This window comes from Achromobacter sp. 18P8.1.1 (assembly GCF_057799415.1).
Genome location: NZ_JBYOKH010000017.1, coordinates 76,478 through 95,805, shown reverse-complemented (window position 1 = coordinate 95,805; position 19,328 = coordinate 76,478). Strand labels below are relative to the sequence as shown.

16 protein-coding genes are annotated in these 19,328 nt (G+C 65.5%); 4 read left to right on the top strand and 12 right to left on the bottom strand.

Annotated features, from left to right (window positions below; translation table 11 throughout):
* Positions 1–50: 50 nt before the first annotated feature.
* From AC27VE_RS13355 to AC27VE_RS13335, 5 genes are all read right to left on the bottom strand, one after another.
* Positions 51–218 (bottom strand): hypothetical protein, encoded by a 168-nt coding sequence (locus AC27VE_RS13355; RefSeq protein WP_167390088.1) that lies wholly within the window; start codon positions 216–218, stop codon positions 51–53.
* 187 nt (positions 219–405) lie between these two features.
* Positions 406–1,395 carry a bifunctional helix-turn-helix transcriptional regulator/GNAT family N-acetyltransferase gene (locus AC27VE_RS13350; RefSeq protein WP_488704108.1) on the bottom strand — a complete coding sequence of 330 codons (990 nt, stop codon included), beginning with the start codon at positions 1,393–1,395 and terminating at the stop codon, positions 406–408.
* 77 nt (positions 1,396–1,472) lie between these two features.
* Complete coding sequence (locus tag AC27VE_RS13345) at positions 1,473–3,998, bottom strand: autotransporter family protein (RefSeq protein ID WP_488704107.1); 2,526 nt, start codon at positions 3,996–3,998, stop codon at positions 1,473–1,475.
* A gap of 243 nt (positions 3,999–4,241) precedes the next feature.
* A complete protein-coding gene (locus AC27VE_RS13340) occupies positions 4,242–4,892 on the bottom strand; it encodes a DNA-3-methyladenine glycosylase I (protein ID WP_488704106.1) in 651 nt (216 codons plus the stop codon).
* On the bottom strand, positions 4,889–5,320 hold the full coding sequence (locus AC27VE_RS13335; RefSeq protein ID WP_488704125.1) for a lysozyme inhibitor LprI family protein: 432 nt from the start codon (positions 5,318–5,320) through the stop codon (positions 4,889–4,891). The genes AC27VE_RS13340 and AC27VE_RS13335 overlap by 4 nt, the downstream gene beginning before the upstream one ends.
* Positions 5,321–5,418: 98 nt before the next feature.
* Here AC27VE_RS13335 and AC27VE_RS13330 point away from each other — a divergent pair, with 98 nt between their 5' ends.
* Positions 5,419–6,228 carry a metallophosphoesterase gene (locus AC27VE_RS13330; RefSeq protein ID WP_488704105.1) on the top strand — a complete coding sequence of 270 codons (810 nt, stop codon included), beginning with the start codon at positions 5,419–5,421 and terminating at the stop codon, positions 6,226–6,228.
* Here the strand turns inward: AC27VE_RS13330 and AC27VE_RS13325 are convergent.
* Entirely contained in the window at positions 6,225–6,839 is a 615-nt protein-coding gene (locus tag AC27VE_RS13325) for a hypothetical protein (protein ID WP_427955892.1), read from the bottom strand. The two genes, AC27VE_RS13330 and AC27VE_RS13325, sit on opposite strands and share 4 nt — an antisense overlap.
* A gap of 26 nt (positions 6,840–6,865) precedes the next feature.
* Positions 6,866–7,915, bottom strand: coding sequence for an NADP(H)-dependent aldo-keto reductase (locus tag AC27VE_RS13320; protein WP_006226526.1), 1,050 nt, complete (start codon positions 7,913–7,915; stop codon positions 6,866–6,868).
* A 142-nt stretch (positions 7,916–8,057) separates the two neighbouring features.
* Here AC27VE_RS13320 and AC27VE_RS13315 point away from each other — a divergent pair, with 142 nt between their 5' ends.
* Complete coding sequence (locus AC27VE_RS13315) at positions 8,058–8,834, top strand: bestrophin-like domain (RefSeq protein WP_488704104.1); 777 nt, start codon at positions 8,058–8,060, stop codon at positions 8,832–8,834.
* A 36-nt stretch (positions 8,835–8,870) separates the two neighbouring features.
* Here AC27VE_RS13315 and AC27VE_RS13310 read toward each other — a convergent pair whose 3' ends face one another.
* From AC27VE_RS13310 to AC27VE_RS13290, 5 genes are all read right to left on the bottom strand, one after another.
* Positions 8,871–9,320 carry a GNAT family N-acetyltransferase gene (locus AC27VE_RS13310; RefSeq protein WP_488704103.1) on the bottom strand — a complete coding sequence of 150 codons (450 nt, stop codon included), beginning with the start codon at positions 9,318–9,320 and terminating at the stop codon, positions 8,871–8,873.
* Positions 9,317–11,848 carry an excinuclease ABC subunit UvrA gene (gene uvrA / locus AC27VE_RS13305; RefSeq protein ID WP_488704102.1) on the bottom strand — a complete coding sequence of 844 codons (2,532 nt, stop codon included), beginning with the start codon at positions 11,846–11,848 and terminating at the stop codon, positions 9,317–9,319. The genes AC27VE_RS13310 and uvrA overlap by 4 nt, the downstream gene beginning before the upstream one ends.
* 70 nt (positions 11,849–11,918) lie before the next feature.
* Positions 11,919–13,469 (bottom strand): hypothetical protein, encoded by a 1,551-nt coding sequence (locus AC27VE_RS13300; RefSeq protein WP_488704101.1) that lies wholly within the window; start codon positions 13,467–13,469, stop codon positions 11,919–11,921.
* Between the two features lie 178 nt (positions 13,470–13,647).
* Complete coding sequence (locus AC27VE_RS13295) at positions 13,648–14,457, bottom strand: alpha/beta fold hydrolase (protein WP_488704100.1); 810 nt, start codon at positions 14,455–14,457, stop codon at positions 13,648–13,650.
* Positions 14,458–14,566: 109 nt separating this feature from the next.
* Complete coding sequence (locus AC27VE_RS13290; protein WP_006226532.1) at positions 14,567–16,426, bottom strand: methyl-accepting chemotaxis protein; 1,860 nt, start codon at positions 16,424–16,426, stop codon at positions 14,567–14,569.
* Between the two features lie 228 nt (positions 16,427–16,654).
* Here AC27VE_RS13290 and AC27VE_RS13285 point away from each other — a divergent pair, with 228 nt between their 5' ends.
* Positions 16,655–17,338 carry a LuxR C-terminal-related transcriptional regulator gene (locus tag AC27VE_RS13285; protein WP_006226533.1) on the top strand — a complete coding sequence of 228 codons (684 nt, stop codon included), beginning with the start codon at positions 16,655–16,657 and terminating at the stop codon, positions 17,336–17,338.
* Between the two features lie 83 nt (positions 17,339–17,421).
* Complete coding sequence (locus AC27VE_RS13280) at positions 17,422–19,209, top strand: sensor histidine kinase (protein ID WP_488704099.1); 1,788 nt, start codon at positions 17,422–17,424, stop codon at positions 19,207–19,209.
* Positions 19,210–19,328: the final 119 nt, after the last annotated feature.

Below are 19,328 nucleotides of genomic sequence, written 5' to 3'. Positions count from 1 at the left end.
GTCGTTGAGGAGAGGAACAAACACGGCCACGCGGGTTGGCGCGCGGCGGCTCACGGCGCGCAGCGCAGCAACGGCGCGGGCGGCGTGGGCTGCTCCGTAACGGGAGGCTCAGGATTGGTCGTGGGCGGGTCGTCGCTATCGTCTCCGCCACAGGCGGACAGGGAAACGGCCACGAACAACGTGGCCGCAAGCATCTTTGCTAGGCGTTTGGGGGGCATGGGAAGATCGGTCCAGGGTGGGGGGCAGGCATTCATGCCGCTGTCAGCCGGCATGACCCCCGCGAGTCTAGGAACGCGACGTGACAGCCCCGTGAATGGACGACCCGCCCGGCGACGGTGATGTATCGGTGTATTTCTGCTGCGCGCAGATACGGCCGCCCGAATGAAAAGGACGACCGCTCCTTTATCACGCCCGCCGGTTGGGTGCGCTACCGCGGCGCAGGAACCGCTGCTCGACCACCACACTGCCCCATTGCCGGCCTTCCGATTCGTCGGTCAGCACAAAGCCGGCCGCCTCGTACAGGTGACGGGCCGCGTCCAGCCCCTTGAAGGTCCACAGGTAGGTCTCGTCGTAATGGGCGTCGGCGTATGCCAGCGCCCGTTCAAGCAGCGCACGGCCCACGCCCATGCCGCGCAGCGACTCGTCCACGATGAACCAGCGCAGATGCGCCTGGCGGCTGGGCAAGTCGCCGTCGATCACGATGGAGGCCAGCACCCTGCCCCCGTCCACATATAGCCACATGCCTTTGCCCTGCGCGGGCAAGCCTTCGGTGAACGCGCCCAGTTCGGTGGCAACCTTGCGTTCGAAGTACACGCCGAAGCCCGAGGCCTGCGCGTAATAGCGCGCGTGCAGGCTGGCCACGTCGCCGATGCATCCCGGCACATAGCCTTCGTGGATCTGGTCGCCGATGGCGGGGGTCGCCCCGGGCGTCACGTTGGGATTCTCGCGAGACAGGGCGTCGGCGTACAAGGACATGAAGCGGATCAGGGATTGCTGGTCGTCAGGCGCCAACTGGCGCAGCGCGCGCGACACCTGGTCGGTGGCGAACTGGTCGATCCGAGCGCGCAGGGCCAGGCCCGCGTCGGTCAGGGCCAGGCGGGAAGACCGCGCGTCATCGGTGTCGGTTTCTCGCGTGACCAATCCGGCGGATTCCAGTTTGGCCAGTTGGCGACTGGTGTTGGACTTGTCCAGCCGGAGTATGCCCGCCAGGTCTCGCGCCTGGATGCCCGGCTGCAAGCCGATTTCGATGATGGCGTGCACCGCAGAGGGAGCCAGGTCGCTGCCAGCCAGCGAGGTGCGCATGAAGCCCAGTTCGCGAACCAGCTTGCGGGAAAAGTCGCGGAGGTCGCGAATGGTCTGTTCGCGGGACTGGGAGGGAAAATCGATGAGATCCATGGCGGCCCCAATAAGTTGCGGTTCGCAACCAATATACTTGCGAACCGCAACCAACTCAAGCTTTTCCCGTTCCCCCGCTACCAGGCGTAGCGCACGCCCACTTGCCCCGTCGTGCTGCGCACGTAGCCGCTGTCGACGCTCGTCGTATAAGCCACCTTGCCGTAGAAACCCAGCCGGTCCGTCATCTGGGCCGTGACGCCCAACGCCAGCTCGACCGCCGTGCTGCCGCGCGGGGTATCCACGCCGTCGTCGCCCAGCACGACGCGATCGGTGCCGCTGAAGGTACGCCAGAGGTTCGCCCGGGCGTACGGCCGCCATTGCGTGCCCCCCGATTCGTACGCCCCCTGCAAGCGCACGCCGATGCGGCCGGTCAGCGCGTTGTCGTTGCTGAGGCTGATGCGCGAGATATCGTCGTTGAAGTCATCCACCCGCGTGCGTTGGTACAGGAGCTGTGCCTGCGGTTCCAGGCTCCAGTTCTGCGACACGGGGAACGGCATGCCGGTCTCGACAGAGGCCGTGAACGTCGAGCCGTTGGTGCTGGCGCTGCGTTGCGCTTTGGAGTCGGTATCGATATCGAGCCACGTGTTCATCAGCACCGTGTCTACATACCAGCCTGCGGCACCCACGCGGGTCCAGTATCCGCCCAGGCTGTAGCCGTCTACCGTCAGCCGGCCGGCGCCAGCGCCGCTTACGCCCGACACCGATCCCGCCACGTCGCCACGCGCATGGGTGTAGCCGGCGAACAGCCCAAGCCGATCCTGCGTGTTGGACGCATTCGTGTGCGTGTAGAGATCCTGGCCCACCTGCAGCCCCGTCAGGTCCCCGTCGAACGCCGGCTGCGCATCGCCATCCAGCGTCTGCTTGAAGCTGCCGCCAAAACCTCGCGCCCAGCTTGAGAGCCTGGCACCGTCGCGGCGCAACAGGTCCTGATCGCCCTGGCGGTCGTGAAAGGTGGACAACTGCGTCAAGCTGACCCGGCGCGCCACCATGGGTATGGCGCTGTAGAGCGCCGCCTCAGGCCGGTACAGGTTGACGGCCGCGATGGAAGGCGGCGCCTCGCCTGTTTGCGCGGCGATTTCAGCCGCGATGGCCTGGGCTTCCGGCAGGCTGCCGGCCACTTGCCCGTCCACCACATACCCGCGCGACCGCAGGAACCAGCTGTCGGTGTTGCCGCCTTCTGCGCCGCCGCGATACAGGTGATAGTCGTATGCGCCCGCCGTCAAGGGCGTGGCCAGCGAGAAGGCTCCTGCCGTCGTGGTGGCGCCGTTCACCGCCTGCACCACGGCGATGCCGTCGCCCGTCGTCAGCGCGCCTGCGCCACCGCGGTTGATGACCGAGATGGGCGTGGCGCCGCTGGCTTGCCCGCCGTCGATGACCAGACGGTCTGAAGGGGAATTATCGTCGCCCAGCTGCGTATTCACGGTCAGCGAACCGCCTGCGCCCACGTAATTGCCGCGTACGGTCAACGCGCCGAAACCCACGCCATCATTGGGACCTGGCCGGATTTCGCCTGCGTTGTTCAAGGCCCCCACCAACGTGCCGGTGCCTGCCAGGACCGCGCCCGAGGCGAGCGAATTGGCCGGACTGCCCAGGGTTCCCGTCAAAAAGAACGTGCCGCTCTGCAGCGAAATGCTGTTGGTGAAAGTGGAGTCGGATGTCCAGCGCCACTGCTCGCCGCGCATCGTCAGCGTGCGGAAATTGGTGAACACGTTGTCGGCCACGCCCTGGCCTTCCAGGTAGGCGTTGCTGGCGGCGCCGCCCGCGTCCGCCACCCCGCGGATCACGGAACCGGTGCGCAGGATCAGCGTGCCCGTACCCTGCGGACCCATGAAGATGGCCGTGTTGCCCGCCGCGCCCCCGTATCCTTCGACATACCCCGCGTTGACGAACGTATCGTTGCCGTTCTGGCCGCGATAGGCATAGGAATGGTCGGCGATGATCGATCCGCCGGGCAGGTTTTCCACCCGCGAGAAAAAGCCGTTGGCGTTGGTCGTGTTGACGTGCACGCCGTCGGCCCCGGCGATGCCGTTGGAACTGGCTCCCCGCGCGCGGATCGAACCGCTGTTGATCAGCACGTTCTCGGCCCCGCTGCCGCCTTGCAGGTAGACGCCCTTGGCATCCGTGCCGCTGACATCGACGGACCCGGTATTGGTCACCCGATTGCCCGGCCCGTTGACGGCGATGCCGTGCCCGCTGGAACCCGATGTGACGATGCTGCCCGCGTTGGTCACGTTGGTGCCCGTGCTGCCCAGGTTAGGCACCGAGATGCCACGCACCGACACGCCCGAGGCCACAATGGAACCGTTGTTGATCAGCGTGTTGTTGTTGCCGAAGCCCACCATGACCCCGCGCGAGGCGCCCGAGGGCCCGCCCTGGACACTCATCGTGCCGTTGTTGATGATGGTGCTGGCGTCTTCCACCGTGAATGCACGTAGCGCATTGGTGACGAAGGTGGCGCCGGGCGCCACCGTGATCGTCACGTTCTGGCTGCCGGCGGCGGCAGCAACGAACCCGTTGGTGGTGGCCCCGGTACAGGTCACGCTTTGGCCGGAGCCCGGCGACGTCGTGGGCGCGCAAGCGGCGGCGGCCAGGGCCGGCAGCAAGGCTGGGCTTAGGACCAGCGCCCATAACGCGGGCTGCGCCAGTCTGGGAAAACAGGAGGAACATTGCGGGTGGAACTGGCGTGATGAGACGATCAATCTCTGCTCCCGAGTGCCGCTGCAAGGGTTCAACTGGATTATTTCGGTTGAATACTGGCGGATACACCACGCTGCCGCAATTGATTAAATGTACAAAATCGTGTCGGATCAATGCTGCAGAGCAGCATCACGCCTGGCGTGCCGAGGCTATGCCGGCCGCGCGAAATTGGCTCGGGCGGCCTCGATGGCCGGCCGGCAAACGCAGCCGCTCATATGGTCATTGACCATGCCGACCGCCTGCATGAAGGCATACATGGTGGTGGGGCCAACGAACGTCCAGCCGCGCTTTTTCAAGGCGCGCGACAACGCTGCCGATGCGGTAGAAGTCGGGTTCTGGTTCCAGTAGTCCAGGTCAATCGTGGCTGGCCGCTCGACGGCGGGCGGCTCGTGTCGCCACAGCCAGCCGGACAGGGAACCCGTTTCCTCAGCAAGCGCCACCGCGCGGCGCGCGTTGTTGATGGTGGACACGATCTTGGCGCGGTTACGCACGATGCCCGGATTGCCCATCAAGCGTTCGACGTCCTGTTCGGTGTAGCGCGCCACGTGTTCGAAGTCGAAATCGTCGAAGGCCTCGCGAAAGGACTCGCGCTTGCGCAGGATGGTGATCCAGGCCATGCCCGCCTGAAACCCTTCCAGGCAGATCTTTTCGTACAGGCGGCGGTCATCCGCTACCGGCCGCCCCCATTCATGGTCGTGATAGTCAGGCATGGACGGCTGCCAAAAGCAGCGCGACGCGCCCTGCGCATCCAGGATCAGGCCGCCCCTGTTGGTGGCATCCGCGGCATCCGGCATGGTCATTGCTTGCCCGGCACGGGACAACTCATATCGCCTTCCTCGCATTTGAGGTAGGCGCGCAATTCCTTCGTGCGCGTTTGCGTCAGCTTGTCCAGGCACTGGCTCAAGACCATCGGATAGGCGCTGCCGCCGGTCGTGCCACCCGAAGAAAAGGCGCATTCCGCATCACGGAAAAACAACCACGCTTTCTGTGCCGACTGCAGCTTGGCCAACGTCGTCTGATCGCCTTTCAGGCGTTCGGTCACAGACTTATAGGCCGCGTTCAACTGGGCGTCCGACTTCCGATAGTCCTGGTCGGCGCACAGGTTCAGATCGGTCTGGGTACTGGCATTGCCGCATTTGATCAATTGCGGTTGCGTTTGTGGTTGCGGCTGCGCGTGCGCGCTGGCCGCGAGGACAAGCGCGGCCGCCAGGGCCGTCACGATACGCATAAACGTTCCTCCGGGTAGTAAGCGGGAAAGGCTGATGGGAAAGTGTCGCATGGATAAGGGTTACCGCGCATGTCGCCCTGTCGCCTAAGATATCGGCCATGAAGATCCAATTGCTTTCCGACCTGCATCTAGAATCCGACCCGACCTTTCTGGCCCGGCCGGTTCCCGGCGCCGATCTGCTGGTGCTGGCCGGCGATATCGGCTCCTACCGCCGGGGCTCGAAATTGACGGGTACCGACTTCGGCCTGGGCAGCTACGCACCGCGCAACGGCTGGCCGACGCCGGTGGTGTTCGTGCCCGGCAACCACGAGTACGACAACCTGGATTTTGATGACGCGCACGATCGGCTGCGCGAGCTGTGCCACGCGTTGGACATCCAATGGCTGGAGCGTGAATCCTGCGTCATCGACGGCGTGCGGTTAATCGGCACCACGCTGTGGACGGACTTCGATGCATTGGCGGCCGACAGCGACAGTATCGGCACCGCGCTGACCAAACGCGCCAAAGCCTTTCGCGCGGCCGACTTCTATCTGGAAAAGGCCGAAATGCGCCGCCACGGCGCGCCTTTCATGGCCGAGCAGATGCGCGAACAGGGCCTGGCCTGTCAAGCCTGGCTGGACGCGGCGCTGCGCGTGCCGTTCGAGGGCCCGACCCTGGCCATCACGCACTTCGCGCCCACGCTGGCCAGCGCCGATCCCCGCTACGGCGTGTCGCCGGGCACGGCGGGCTTTTGCAACGCGCTGGACGCCCTGCTGCCGTTGGCGCACACCTGGATGCACGGCCATCTGCACTGCGCGCACGATTATCTGAAGGACGGCTGCCGCGTCGTGGCCAACCCCTTGGGTTACGCCAAGAAAGGCGAACAGGCGGACTTCGCGCCTGATCGCCTGTGGGAAATCAACGCCTAGGGTTTTAGACCGACCATGGGTAGCGCGAAGAGCACCACCGCGGGATTGGCCACGACGAACCCCGTGCCGGCCAGGAAGGTGACGGGCGACAGCAGTTTCATGGCTTCCGCGCTGCCTTGCGAATCCATCACGGTGACGCGATAGGGCTTGTCCAGCACGGTTTGCCGGCTTTCGCCGGCCTGCGCCGCGCTGGGCGTGCCCGGCTGCGCCACGTAGCGTTTGCCTTCAAGATGGTAGGTGTAATAGACCAGCCCTTCTTTCGTGGTGCTGTAATGCATGGCGTAAGCCTGCTGGCGGTCGCGATCGGTCGCGTTGTCCGCCAGCTGCAGCCGCACATAACCCCAGGTGTATCCGCCTGCGCCCACGTGGAATTCCCGCAGGATCACGGCCGTCAGCCGCGTCCGGAAATCCGACGTCAACGACTGCGCCATCGACGGCGGCATCTGGAACAGGTAGTGGTACTTCGGCCCCAACACCGCAAAGGTCTTGCTGTCCGAAGACACCATCAGGGCCGAGACCTCTTCCGTATAAGGCTTGGTCGATGCGCAACCCGCCATGGCCAGGACCATGGCAAGCGCCGGCAACAGTCGCGATACGCGGATACGCGTCATGAAGGCGGATTCCACCGGCAGCCGGATCAGGGCGCCGGGTTCGGGTGGCGCACGTGGATCTCGTCAATCGCCTTGAGCACGTCGGGCGACAACGTCACGTCGACGCTGTCGATGTTCTCTTTCAGTTGCTCAAGCGTCGTGGCACCGATCAGGTTGCTGGTGACGAACGGACGCTGGTTTACCCAGGCCAGCGCCAGGTGCGTGGGCGACACGCCGTGTTCACGGGCAAGCGCCACGTATTCGCTGGTGGCGGCCTCGGCCTGCGGATTGCTGTAGCGCGTGAAACGCGTGTAGCGCGTCAGGCGTGCGCCTTCCGGGCGGGCGCCGTTCAGGTACTTGCCGCAAAGCATGCCCATCGCCAGCGGCGAGTAGGCCAGAAGGCCCACGCCTTCATGGTGCGTGAACTCCGACAAGCCGATCTCGAAGACTCGGTTCAAGAGGCTGTATGCGTTCTGGATCGATACGATACGCGGCAGGTCCTGGGTGTCGGCATGGCGCAGGAACTGGGAAACGCCCCACGGCGTTTCATTGGACACGCCCACGTGGCGCACCTTGCCGGCGCGCACGAAATCCTGCAACACCGACAGGGTCTCTTCGATCGGCACGGTGTGGTCATCTTCGACCCATGGATAGTTCAGTTGGCCGAACGTGGCGGTGGTGCGGTCGGGCCAGTGCAGCTGATACAGGTCCAGATAATCCGTCTGCAACCGTTTCAGGCTGGCGTCCAGGGCGGCCGTCAGGTTCTTGCGGTCAAGAAAGGTCTTGCCGTCGCGGATGTGGCCGGGGCGCTTGGGGTCGCGCACGGGGCCAGCCACTTTGCTGGCCAGCACGATGTCCTGGCGGCGCTTGCTGCGCGCCAGCCAGGTGCCGATATAGGTTTCGGTCAGGCCTTGGGTTTCGGGCTTGGGCGGCACCGGATACATCTCGGCCACGTCGACCAGATTAACGCCGCGCGACAGCGCGTAGTCCAGTTGTTGATGCGCTTCGGCCTCGGTGTTCTGTTCGCCCCAGGTCATGGTGCCCAATCCAATCAGGCTGACATCCAGGTCGGTACGGCCGAGTTTGCGGGTTTTCAAGTTCTGCTCCGTGCGGGGTCTTAGTGGGGAACCGACACCTTACCCCAAGAACTTGGCGTTTCGCTGACAAACCCCGGGGATCCGCCAGCTTGCCTCCTTGCCGCAATCCGCATACGCTGGCCTGTCCGCGAGGGGAGGCGCCATGCTCAGGAATTTCGACGAATCCTACCTGTTCTTCATCGGCGTCCTGGCCTTCCTGGGCATCATCGAGCTCTGTTTCCGGCTGGGCCGCCGGCAGCGCAAACCGGCCGACGAGTCGCACCGGACGCACATCACCGCGCTGCAAACCGCCTTGCTCGGCCTGTTGGCCTTGCTGCTGGGCTTTACCTTCCTGATGTCGGTCACGCGCTTCGAAGCGCGTAAGAACCTGGTGCTGGAAGAGGCCAATGCCATCGGCAATGCCTACTGGCGTTCGCAACTGATCGCTCCGTCTGCGCGGGCGCAGGTGCCCAATCTGCTGCTGGAATATACGAAGGCCGCGCTGGAATTGCATGACGCGGAAAACGACATGCCCCGCTTCGACGCCGCAAGCGCCACATCGCGCCGCATCGAACGCCAGATCCGCAGCTTGGCCGCCGCTACCGCCGACAACCCGCCGGCGATCTCGACGATCATGTTCATCCAAGCCATCAACGAGATGGCGCAGGTCAATGAGAAGCGCCGCGTGGCGCTGGAGAACCACGTCCCCGAGCCCGTCTTCTATCTGCTGTTCATCGTCAGCGCAGGCGCCGTGGCCTATATCGCCTACGGCACCGGCCTGTACGGCCGCAGGCGGTTGACGTCGACGGGCCTGTTCTCCGCACTGATAGCACTTGTGCTGACGTTTATCGTCGACATCGATCAACCCGGCACCGGTGTGATTCAGGTCAGCCAAGAAAGCATGGAGCGGATGCAGAAAACGCTGGAGCAAGAGCAGTAGGGACTCGTCCCGACGATTTCTGCGCAGGGCGGAAGTTTAAAAAAGATACTCCAGCACCTCGTCGCCCGCCGCATCGAACGTGCCCGTCGAGCGCCATCCCAGATGGCGATAAAAGCCGTAGGACCGCACAGCGGGGTCGGCCGCGCAGCCCAGGAACAAGCGGGTAAAGCCGCGCTCGCGCAGCCCGGCCGTCGTCATGCCCAGGACGGTCTTGCCCACGCCCTGCCCTTCGTATTCGGGCAACAGTGCCAGCACCACGATTTCGCCGGTGTCGCGATGGCCGAAGCAGTAGCCGGCCAGTTTGCCGCCGTCCAACGCGACCACGCCCGGATACAGCCCGGATTCGATGCCCGCGCCCCAGGTCTCCTGCGTGATCCCGGCGTCAGCCAGTTCGGCGGCGGTCACGGCGTTTTCTCGGGTCAAGCCGCGCAACACGATGCAGGCGGCGGCGTCTTCAGGGAGGGCAGAACGGTAGGTCAGGCTCATACAGACTCTTGAAACAGTTTTTGAAGGAATGGCGCCGTCACCCCGACGCCCGCCGCGCTGACGGCCTGCGGCGTGCCTTCGGCGACGATGTGGCCGCCTTCGTCGCCCGCGCCCGGGCCGACGTCGATCATCCAATCACTACCCGCAACTACGCGCAGGTCATGCTCGACGACCACGACGGTGTTGCCGGCGTCCACGAGCCCGTGCAACTGCGCCATCAGCTTATCCACATCCGCCGCGTGCAGGCCCGTAGTGGGCTCGTCCAGCACGTAAAGCGTATTGCCGCGCTGGCTGCGCTGCAGTTCGGTGGCCAATTTGATGCGCTGCGCTTCGCCGCCGGACAGCTCGGTCGCTGGCTGCCCCAGGCGCAGATAGCCCAGGCCGATCTCGTGCAGCAGCGCCAAGGGGCGTTGCACCACGGGTTCATCCTGGAAGAAGACCTGCGCTTCGTCAACCGTCATCGCCAGCACTTGGGCGATGTTGCGGCCGTTCCATTCGATTTCAAGCGTCTTCGCGTTGTAGCGGCTGCCATGGCAAGTGGGGCACGGCGCATAGACGCTGGGCATGAACAGCAGTTCGATATGGACAAAACCTTCGCCCTCGCAGGTCTCGCAGCGGCCTTGGGCGACGTTGAACGAGAAACGGCCCGCGCCGTATCGGCGAGACTTGGCCGTGCGGGTACCGGCAAAGAGTTTGCGGACGTGGTCGAACAGGCCCGTGTAGGTCGCCAGATTGGAGCGTGGCGTGCGGCCGATGGGCTTCTGGTCCACGTTCACCAGCCGCTTGATGGCATCGGCGCCCGTGTGGATGCGGCCCGTCGTGCGCGGCAGCGTGTCGGGCTGGGGCAGATCGCCTTCGGGCTCTTCCACGACGGGCTCGTGCCCCAGATGTTCGCCCATCAGTTCAACCAGCGCCTGGCTGACCAGGCTGGATTTCCCGGACCCCGACACCCCGGTGACGGCCGTGAACGCGCCCAGCGGAAAGCGGGCATCCAGGCCATGCAGGTTGTTGCGGTGGATGCCGCGCAAGGACAGCCATGCCGCGGGCTCGCGCGGCGGGCGGCGGGGCGTGGTTGCGCGGTCGAACAGATACCGGGCAGTCAGCGACGCCCCGACCTTGCGCAGGCCTTCGGGCGGGCCGCTATACAGCACCTGCCCGCCGTGCTGCCCCGCGCCGGGTCCCACATCCACCAGCCAGTCGGCACGGCGCAAGGTGTCCAGGTCGTGCTCCACCACGAACAGCGTGTTGCCGGCCGCCTTCAACTGGTCCAGCGCGCGATGCAGCGCCTGCCCGTCCGCCGGATGCAGGCCCGCAGAGGGCTCGTCCAACACATACACCACGCCAAACAGGTTGGATCGGATCTGGGTCGCCAGCCGCAGCCGCTGCAGTTCGCCGGGCGACAGGGTGGGGGTGGAACGGTCCATCGCCAGATACCCCAGGCCCAACGCCTGCAAGGTCCCGATGCGCTCGACGAGATCGTGGGCAATGCGTTGCGCGGCGATATGGCGCGCACCGTCCGCCGCTGCTCCGTCCGCGTGGCCGTTGGCGGCCGGCGCCAGGACCTGCGCGATGCGGGTGAGCGGCAGCCGCGACAGCGTGCCGATGTCCAGCCCCGCGAACTTGACCGACAGCGCCTCGCGCTTCAAACGCCGGCCATCGCACACCGGGCACGGCGCGCCCGTCATGAAGCGCGCCACGCGCTTTTTCATCATGGCGCTCTGCGTGGTGGCGAACGTGTGCATGACGTAGCGCCGCGCCCCGGTATAGGTGCCCATATAGCTGGGTTCCTGCTTGCGGCGCAACGCGGCGCGGGTTTCGGCCGGCGTGAAGCCCGCGTAGACCGGCACCGTGGGCTGCTCATCCGTGTACAGGATCCAGTCGCGCGCCTTCTTGGGCAGGTCACGCCACGGCTTGTCCACGTCGTATCCCAGCGTGACCAGGATGTCGCGCAGGTTCTGCCCGTGCCAGGCCGGGGGCCACGACGCGATGGCGCGCTCGCGGATGCTCAGCGACGGATCGGGCACCATGGATTGCTCGGTCACGTCGTACACGTAGCCCAGCCCATGGCAATTGGGGCACGCGCCCTGCGGCGTGTTAGGCGAGAAATCCTCGGCGTACAGCATCGGCTGGCGTGCCGGATACGTGCCGGCACGCGAATACAGCATGCGCAACATGCTGGACAGGGTGGTGACGCTGCCTACCGTGGAACGCACGTTCGGCGTGCCGCGCTGCTGTTGCAGCGCCACGGCGGGAGGCAAGCCGTCGATCGCGTCCACGTCGGGCACTCCGACCTGGTCGATCAGCCGCCGGGCGTAGGGCGACAGGGATTCCAGGTAGCGCCGCTGCGCTTCGGCGTACAGCGTGCCGAAGGCCAGCGACGACTTTCCCGACCCCGATACACCGGAGAACACCACCAGCGCATCCCGCGGGATGTCCACATCCACATTCTTCAGATTGTGCTCGCGCGCGCCTCGGACGCGGATGCAGGCGTCGGCGCGCGGCTTGGCGGAGTTCTTTCGCTGGCTCATGGAGCCATGATAATGGACGCCGGGCGCCGCCCCCCAATGGAAAACTGCGGCGTACGATCAGGACGCGGGATCAGTTCTGACGCAAGTCGGCGACCGATCGCGCCAAGTCCAGGTACTTGCGGCGCAGGATCTCTTCAGCCTGATCGCGCGGCGTCAGCATATCGTCCGGATCTTCTTCCAGCTTCGCGGCCTGCACCAGCGACAGCAAATCCCGCTTGTGGGAATCCGACACCGGCGTCAGGGACTGATCCATCCGCTTGCCCTTGATGTACATCGTGACCTGCGTGCTCTGGCTACGCGACTCGCTCAACGACGCCGACTTCAGCAGCCCATTCTCATAAGCCAGATCCGTGGTATTCCGGGTGGTATCGTGGATCTCGTAATACCGATAGTTCTGCGATTCCTTATCCTTGGTCAGTGCCAAGGTCATGTCCGGTGTAAGCGCCCGGTGAAAGCTGGCGGTAAGCGTGCTCTGCTGCTCTTGCGAGACAGCAAGATCCCAACGGGCTTGACCCGAGACGGTGCTGCTTTGCGATGTCTGGAACGAATATCCGTCCATTTCTTTGGGTTGTGCCGGATTGCTGGCCTGGCGTACTTGTTCGATCGACGCCGAGAAATCCGCCAAACCGGACAGCAGGCTGCGATGCGCATCGGCCGCCGGCATGCGGAAGGTGGTTCCATTCGAAGCCGCCGCAGGAACCTGCGCCGCGCCGTAACTTCCGTGCATTGCCGCGAACATATCCTTGAACGTGGCCGTCAGCGCTTCGTCGCCCTCTCCCCGACGCTGGGCACGGTCGAATTGCTGCAGATACTTGCTGACTGCCGCCGATTGCTGTTCGGCCGAGCCGAGCGTCACCGGCTTCGTCAGGTCGACCGCCACCTTGACGACGCCCGTCAGTCCAGACACGGTCATCGTCCGCTGCGTGCTGTCCGCCTCGAAGTCGATCGTTTGCACCACTGCGCCGTCGACCTGGCGGGTTTCGCGCAGGCTCACCGACGACAACAGCGGTGAGCTTGCATTGGCCAAGCGAGCCAGCGACCAGCGCGGGGGATCTTCCGCCAAGCCGTCCAGTGCATCCTGGAAGGCGCCCGACAAACCCGCGATCGCCTTGCGCTCGTCTTCGTTCAGCTCTCCGTCAGCCACTTCAATCTGCACGGCCATGCCCTGGGCGCCCCGCTCCAGCGTGACCTCGACCTTGACGCCGCTGGCGGTGGCGATGCGCAAGGAAACGGTGTTGTCGGCGCGCAATTCGGCTTGGGACGTCGTGTCAGTTACGCCATCCGGCGCCCCAATGGTCTGAGCGGCCGGGACCCATAAGGACAGGCTTGCGCCGTCCGTCCGGAAACGGTTCAGCAACGCCGCTCCCACGTCGGTAAATGGCCCGGCCAACCCGCGCGTGCCCACGTTCCGACTCATCAGTGCCGAGATCCCATCGGTAACGGCACCCGTTTCCGTGTACGTCGTGACCAGGTTATCGGCTGGGCCTTGGCGCAGTTGCACCACCGCCGACGATCCTGGCGCCTCGGCGGGCGCGGCGGTGTTCGCATTACGCGAATTGGAGATGGGCGTGCTGAGCGCGACGAGGCTCTGCACAGTTCCCGACGAGCTGATGGTGGTCATGGGCAATGTCATCCATACGCGTGGGCAGTGCCTGCCCGAGTCTTTTCGAGGTCTCTTTGAGTTGTAACGGCACGGGGCGCGAAAAATTAATGGCCCACAGCCATTGCCCGATGGGAACTTCGGACCGACGACATCTTTTGCATGGAGCGGACAGGCTGAGGCTGTCGGAAAAGCCGATTCAAACGCCCCGCTGATCCAGGAACCTCCGCACCGCGTCCAGCACCGCGTCTTCGCGCTCGCGGTGCGGCACGTGGCCGCAGCCAGGCATGGGCAGCATGTCTGCCGGGCCTCCGGCCAGCGCCACCAGTTTTTCGGGGTGGCGCATGGATCCGTACTCGTCGTTTTCGCCATGGATGGCCAGAAGCGGCACGGTGACTTGAGGCAAGAGCGCGTCCAGGTTCCAGTCGGCGAATTCGGGCGATTGCCAGGTCTGGACCCAGGCGTCCAGCACCCATTTCGCCTTCTCGCCGTGATAGCGCTTCAAGCGGTCCAGTTGCGCCGGATCCTTGAATTGCTCGCCGGCCACGCGGATGCCTTCCAGGGTGCGGTCTTCGACGAATTCCTGGGCGGATTCGGTGATGACGCCGATACAGCGTCCGGGATAAGCCGCGGCGATCGAAACGGCCATTCCGCCCCCGACGCTATGGCCGAATGCGATGAAGACGGTCAACTTGAAATGCGCCGCCAGCGCAGCGAAGGCGTCGCTCGCCTCATTGCCGACAAAATCCGCCTGCAGGCGGCCGGGGTGCGGGTCCGACTGGCCGAAACCCAACCGGTCGTAGGCGATGACCGCCCGCCCCGTGGCCTGGGCAAGCTTGGCCGGGAAATCGCGCCACAGGTCCACGCATCCCAGCGAGTCGTGCAGCAGGACGATGGGCGCGCCAGCCTGCGCGTCGGTCCCGCCCGGCCATTGTCGGGCGTGGATCCGCCCCTGTGCGGTAGGGATCAGGCAACTTTCTGGTGCGGGCGCGGCGTGCTCAACCATCATGGGTCCTCTGTTCAGTCCTTGGGCTTCGCAGATTCTGCGGCCAACCGGGCTGACAGGCAACTCCCGCCCGCTTGCCAAGGCGGGCCGAGAGGGGCGCCGAGGGCCGGCCTCAGTAGGCCGGTGCGGCCTGCGGCAAGGCCAGCATCCGAGGCGCCGAGCCGTGGGCGTCGCCCCGCAGCTTGAACAGCGCCACCGTATCGGCCAGTACGCGCGCCTGATCGCTGAGCATGGCCGAGGCCGCCGCGGACTCTTCGACCAGCGCGGCATTCTGCTGCGTTGCCTGGTCCATGTCCGCCACGCTGCGGTCGATCTGGCTGATGCCGACGCTTTGCTCGGTCATCGCGCCGTGGATCTCGGTCACCAGGCGCTGCACGCGCGAAATGCCTTCAACGATCTCGCTCATGGTCGAACCGGCGGCCTGCACGCGTTCGGTGCCGCTCTTGACGTTCTCGACCGAGGCCTGGATCAGGGTCCGGATTTCCTGCGCCGACGCCGCGCTGCGTTGCGCCAGGGTGCGGACTTCGCCTGCCACCACGGCAAAGCCGCGGCCTTGCTCGCCGGCACGCGCCGCTTCCACGGCCGCGTTCAGTGCCAGGATGTTGGTCTGGAAGGCGATGCCGTCGATCACGCTGATGATTTCCGTGATGCGCTGCGACGACTGCGAAATCGCGCTCATCGTCGTCACCGCGTCGGTGACAACCAGCCCGCCGCGCTCGGCCGCCGAACTGGCTTCCGTGGCCAGGCGTGTGGCGTGTTCCGCGGCCTCTTCCGTCTGACGCACGCTGGAAGTCAGTTGCGTGAGCGCCGACGAGGTTTCCTGCAAGGAGCCCGCCGAGGTCTCGGTGCGCTGCGAGAGATCGCGGTTGCCCATGTCGATTTCGCGAGTTGCAGCCGACATCGAATGCACGCCGGTGCGTACATCCAGCATCACGGTGCTTATTTTGTCGACAAACGCGTTGAACGACGACGAGATCTGCGCCACTTCGTCATGGCCCACAACCTCCAGGCGATGCGTCATGTCGCCGTCGCCCGAACCGATGGTGTCCATCGCGTCGCGCACGGCCGACAGGCGCTTGAAGGCGCGGGAGGTCACCACGCTGGCGATCCCGACTGCCAACAGCGTCAGCACCACCAGCGAGATCAGCGTGGCGTTGAGCACCTGCGTCAGGCCGGCGGTGGCCTCGGCGCTGTCCAGCGCGATCGCCAGCGACCAGTCCGTGCCCGGAATGCGGCGGACCTTCAGCAGCTTCGGCACCCCGTCCAGGTTGACCGCAAGGGGCTCGGCGCCGTCGCGCGACATGGCCGACAGCGCGGCAGGCGTCAGTTCAGGCGCCACGTCGGTGGACGGTTTGAGCGCCAGCTTGTCGTTCACGTGCGCAATGACCTGCCCGTCGGTCGCCACCACGAAGGCCAGGCTGGACGGTGTGGGACGGATTGCGCGGATGATGCTCTGGATGCCGTCCAGCGGCACCGCGCCGCTCAGTACGCCCGTCGTCTGGCCGCCGCGGATCATCGGCGTGGTGAACGCCACGTAGAGCTTGCCGGTGCCCGAGTCGCCATAGGGTTTGGTGACCGTCAGCTTGCCCGCCGCCACCGCGCTCTTGTACCAGGGGCGCGCCGTGGGGTCATAGTCAGCTGCCACCTGCGTGGTCGAGAAAAAGGTCTTGTCCGACCAGCCGATGGTGGAAATGGGGAAGCCGTTCGTTTCGCCCATCAATTTGGTCAGGCCGCGCGGATCGCCCTTTTCCACCACGGCCGCGGTGGCGACGACCGCCTGGGCCTTGTCCTCGGACCAGCGTTCGATGGCGCTGGCATTGCCGGCGGCAATGGCATCCAGGTTGCCCGAGATCGTCGCCATCATGTTGCTGCGGACGATCTGGTAGGTGGTGATCCCGGAGAGGACCAGGGCACCCACAACGGTAAAGCAAGTAATCAACAGGATACGGTTGCGCAACGAGGTAATTTTCATGCCTGCCTTTTTTCAGCCATTTCCCATATCGGAGGACACGGGTCTGCGGCCCGCTGGCGAAAACCGGCAGCCACCATGGACTTACGGCATGCCCGGTCGGGACTTTAGGGGTAAACCCTTGAATTTTCGTCAATTACCTGTTTCCAGGGATAGCCGCCCTGGCACCCGCCCCCTCACAATTAGAATCGGGCAATCCTGCCTTTCCCGGTCTTCCCTCCCCCCGCACCTATGTCCGCCACCCTGCAAACTCCCGAGCTCACCCTGCCCGCCCCGGTGCTGCTGGTGGAAGACGAACCGCTGGTCCGCCGGCGGCTGGAGGGCCTGCTGCTGCAACTGGGCTATCAGCCCGACGCGCTGGTGCATGCCGGATCCTTGGCCGAGGCGCGCGCCTGTCTGGCCAACCAGCCGGTCGCCCTGGCGCTGGTGGACCTGGGCCTGCCGGACGGCAGCGGCATCGATCTGATCGCCGAGATGCACGCGGCCGATCCCGGCCTGGCCATCCTGGTGATTTCCGCCTGGTGCACGGAAGATGCGATCCTGGCTGCCCTGCGGGCCGGCGCCACGGGCTATGTGCTGAAGGAACGCGACGACCTGGAGGTCTCGCTGTCGTTGCGCAGCGTGCTGCGTGGCGGCGCGCCGATCGACCCCTTTGTGGCCCGCCGCATCATCGACGAACTGCGCCCCCGGCCCACGGAGCAACCCGACACGGCAAGCGGTGAGATACTAAGCCCCCGCGAAAGCCAGATCCTTCGCCTGGTGGCCGAAGGGCTTGCCAATCGCGAAATCGCCGAGCAGTTGTTCCTGTCGCGCTACACCGTCGAATGCCACATCAAGCACATCTACCGCAAACTGGCCGTCTCCTCGCGCACGCGGGCGGTCCATGCCGCGCGCTCGCGAGGCTTGCTGGCCTGAGATGGCTGTTTGCGTGCTGGCTGGCGCTGTTGGCGGCACCGGCGCTCTCCGCGCCTGCGACCCCTGCCGCCTGCACGGTCCAATTGCTGTCCATCACAGCCGCCCAGGGCGCGGCCGACGGCAGCCGGCCTGGCGCGTCGCCCTGGCAGCCGGTCACGCTGCCCGACGACTGGAGCAAGCGATGGCCGGACTACAGCGGCACGGTCTGGTACCGCATCGACTGGCAACGCCAATGCCCGGATGGCCAAAGCGGACCGGTGGGCCTGACGCTGGAATCCGTGGTCATGGCCGGCGAAGTCTTCATCAACGACGAACTGATCTGGCGCGATGCGCACCTGACCGAACCCCTGTCGCGCAGCTGGAACCTGCCGCGCTACTGGCGCCTGCCCGAAGCCCTGCTGCGTGACGGCGTGAACACCCTCTGGCTCCGCGTGGTCGGCGTGTCGCAGCAGACGCCCGGCCTGGGTCCGGTGCACCTGGGCGCCGCGCAGGCCATGCAGGCGCTGCAGGAAGACCTGTGGTGGAACAACCGCACCCTTTACGTCCTGAACCTGATCATCTCAGCCGTCTTGGGCGCCCTGTTCTTCTGCATCTGGATCGTCCGCCGCGAACAGACCACCTACGGCTGGTACGCGCTTATGGCTCTGTTCTGGGTGCTGTTCGTCGCCAACGTGCTGGCGACCAGCCCCTGGCCGTTCGCCACCACGTTGATGGCGGCCCGGGCCAATTCCATGGCGCTGGTGCTGTATACGGCGTGCTTCTGCCTGTTCACCTGGCGTTTCAGCGAACGGTTTCTGCCGCGCACCGAACGCGTGCTGTGGGCAGTCACGGCCGCGATGCTGGCCATGCTGGCGATCACGCCGGATACCGCGTTGCCCCAAGCGCAGCGCGCCGCCGTATTGGGTAGCGCCGGAATTTTCCTCGCTAATTGCCTGCAGTTCTGCGCGCATGCATGGCGTACCCGGCGACCCGAACAACGCATGCTGGCGGCCTGCCTGCTGATCATCTTCGTGGTCATCATCCACGATCTGCTGCGGCTGATGAAACTGGTCGGTCCCGGCCCGACCTACACCTCGTTCTCCAGCATCGCCGTTACCCTCTGCATGTCCGCGATCCTGGGATTGCGCCATGCGCGCAACGTGCGCCGCATTGAACGCTTCAACCACGAGCTGGCCGACAGCATCGCAGAGGCGCGTACGGAATTGGCCACCACCCTGGAGCGCGAGCACGCGCTGGCAATGAGCAACACCCGCCTGCAGGAACGCTTGCAGATCGCGCACGACCTGCATGACGGGCTGGGCGGATCGCTGGTGCGCATGATGGCCATGGTGGAACAGGCCAAGGCCCCGCTGCAGGGCCAGCAATTCCTGTCCATGCTGAAACTGCTGCGCGACGACCTGCGCCAAACGATCGACAGCGGCTCCAGCGCGGGCGTCAAAGTCCCGGAGACGCCTCCAGAGTGGGCTGCCCCGCTGCGCCACCGCTTCGTGCAGTTGTTCGACGAACTGGACCTGGATTCCAGCTGGCAATTTCCGCCGCAATGGACCACGCCTCCCTCCCCCTTGCAATGCCTGGCGCTGACCCGGCTGGTGGAGGAAGCCCTGACCAATGTGGTCAAGCACAGCCGTGCGCGCCGCGTGCGGCTGCAACTGCAGCAGCCGCAGCCCGACCAGCTGCAGCTGCGGATCGAAGACGACGGCGCCGGCTTCGACGTGGCGGCGGTGCGGCAGGCCGGTGTCAGCGTGGGCATGCGCAGCATGTACGCCCGCATCGCCCGCGTGCAGGGGACGCTGGACATCTCGTCCGCGCCGGGCAAAACCGTGTTGACCGCGGTGCTGCAATTGCGCCCCGCCGCGGCGCAATCGGTCTAAAATCCGCCCACGTTCCGAACCGGGGGTCCTCCCGGTACAGGCCCATCCTGCGCGAGGAATACAACGATCCGATCTGGCCGCCCTGCTGCAAGACGCGGCAGAAAAACCCTCGGACGGAG

Excerpts from the sequence above, each read along its gene's own strand:
- AC27VE_RS13355 (WP_167390088.1), bottom strand. The coding sequence starts at position 218 with ATGCCCCCCAAACGCCTAGCAAAGATGCTTGCGGCCACGTTGTTCGTG.
- AC27VE_RS13350 (WP_488704108.1), bottom strand. The coding sequence starts at position 1,395 with ATGGATCTCATCGATTTTCCCTCCCAGTCCCGCGAACAGACCATTCGC.
- AC27VE_RS13340 (WP_488704106.1), bottom strand. The coding sequence starts at position 4,892 with ATGACCATGCCGGATGCCGCGGATGCCACCAACAGGGGCGGCCTGATC.
- AC27VE_RS13335 (WP_488704125.1), bottom strand. The coding sequence starts at position 5,320 with ATGCGTATCGTGACGGCCCTGGCGGCCGCGCTTGTCCTCGCGGCCAGC.
- AC27VE_RS13330 (WP_488704105.1), top strand. The coding sequence starts at position 5,419 with ATGAAGATCCAATTGCTTTCCGACCTGCATCTAGAATCCGACCCGACC.
- AC27VE_RS13325 (WP_427955892.1), bottom strand. The coding sequence starts at position 6,839 with ATGACGCGTATCCGCGTATCGCGACTGTTGCCGGCGCTTGCCATGGTC.
- AC27VE_RS13315 (WP_488704104.1), top strand. The coding sequence starts at position 8,058 with ATGCTCAGGAATTTCGACGAATCCTACCTGTTCTTCATCGGCGTCCTG.
- AC27VE_RS13310 (WP_488704103.1), bottom strand. The coding sequence starts at position 9,320 with ATGAGCCTGACCTACCGTTCTGCCCTCCCTGAAGACGCCGCCGCCTGC.
- uvrA (WP_488704102.1), bottom strand. The coding sequence starts at position 11,848 with ATGAGCCAGCGAAAGAACTCCGCCAAGCCGCGCGCCGACGCCTGCATC.
- AC27VE_RS13300 (WP_488704101.1), bottom strand. The coding sequence starts at position 13,469 with ATGACCACCATCAGCTCGTCGGGAACTGTGCAGAGCCTCGTCGCGCTC.
- AC27VE_RS13295 (WP_488704100.1), bottom strand. The coding sequence starts at position 14,457 with ATGATGGTTGAGCACGCCGCGCCCGCACCAGAAAGTTGCCTGATCCCT.
- AC27VE_RS13290 (WP_006226532.1), bottom strand. The coding sequence starts at position 16,426 with ATGAAAATTACCTCGTTGCGCAACCGTATCCTGTTGATTACTTGCTTT.
- AC27VE_RS13285 (WP_006226533.1), top strand. The coding sequence starts at position 16,655 with ATGTCCGCCACCCTGCAAACTCCCGAGCTCACCCTGCCCGCCCCGGTG.